This window comes from Pseudomonas sp. NFACC13-1 (assembly GCF_900104425.1).
Taxonomy (GTDB): Bacteria; Pseudomonadota; Gammaproteobacteria; order Pseudomonadales; family Pseudomonadaceae; genus Aquipseudomonas; species Aquipseudomonas fluorescens_AA.
On sequence record NZ_FMXV01000072.1, the window covers coordinates 1 to 1,406 of the forward strand.

At 53.8% G+C, this 1,406-nt stretch carries 1 rRNA gene; it reads left to right on the top strand.

Features of this window, described 5'->3' with window-relative positions:
• Positions 1-1,367: ribosomal RNA gene (locus tag BLQ55_RS31065) — 23S ribosomal RNA — on the top strand; the annotation flags it as partial.
• Between the last annotated feature and the right edge of the window lie 39 nt (positions 1,368-1,406).

Consider the following 1,406-nt stretch of genomic DNA (forward strand, 5'->3'; position numbering starts at 1 on the left):
TGGGTGACGAAGTGGTTGATGCCATGCTTCCAAGAAAAGCTTCTAAGCTTCAGGTAACCAGGAACCGTACCCCAAACCGACACAGGTGGTTGGGTAGAGAATACCAAGGCGCTTGAGAGAACTCGGGTGAAGGAACTAGGCAAAATGGCACCGTAACTTCGGGAGAAGGTGCGCCGGTGAGGGTGAAGCACTTGCTGCGTAAGCCCACGCCGGTCGAAGATACCAGGCCGCTGCGACTGTTTATTAAAAACACAGCACTCTGCAAACACGAAAGTGGACGTATAGGGTGTGACGCCTGCCCGGTGCCGGAAGGTTAATTGATGGGGTTAGCTAACGCGAAGCTCTTGATCGAAGCCCCGGTAAACGGCGGCCGTAACTATAACGGTCCTAAGGTAGCGAAATTCCTTGTCGGGTAAGTTCCGACCTGCACGAATGGCGTAACGATGGCGGCGCTGTCTCCACCCGAGACTCAGTGAAATTGAAATCGCTGTGAAGATGCAGTGTATCCGCGGCTAGACGGAAAGACCCCGTGAACCTTTACTATAGCTTTGCACTGGACTTTGAATTTGCTTGTGTAGGATAGGTGGGAGGCTTTGAAGCGTGGACGCCAGTTCGCGTGGAGCCATCCTTGAAATACCACCCTGGCAACTTTGAGGTTCTAACTCAGGTCCGTCATCCGGATCGAGGACAGTGTATGGTGGGTAGTTTGACTGGGGCGGTCTCCTCCTAAAGAGTAACGGAGGAGTACGAAGGTGCGCTCAGACCGGTCGGAAATCGGTCGTAGAGTATAAAGGCAAAAGCGCGCTTGACTGCGAGACAGACACGTCGAGCAGGTACGAAAGTAGGTCTTAGTGATCCGGTGGTTCTGTATGGAAGGGCCATCGCTCAACGGATAAAAGGTACTCCGGGGATAACAGGCTGATACCGCCCAAGAGTTCATATCGACGGCGGTGTTTGGCACCTCGATGTCGGCTCATCACATCCTGGGGCTGAAGCCGGTCCCAAGGGTATGGCTGTTCGCCATTTAAAGTGGTACGCGAGCTGGGTTTAGAACGTCGTGAGACAGTTCGGTCCCTATCTGCCGTGGACGTTTGAGATTTGAGAGGGGCTGCTCCTAGTACGAGAGGACCGGAGTGGACGAACCTCTGGTGTTCCGGTTGTCACGCCAGTGGCATTGCCGGGTAGCTATGTTCGGGAAAGATAACCGCTGAAAGCATCTAAGCGGGAAACTTGCCTCAAGATGAGATCTCACTGGGACCTTGAGTCCCCTGAAGGGCCGTCGAAGACTACGACGTTGATAGGCAGGGTGTGTAAGCGCTGTGAGGCGTTGAGCTAACCTGTACTAATTGCCCGTGAGGCTTGACCATATAACACCCAAGCAATTTGTAAGCTCCAAGCCCCAGGGC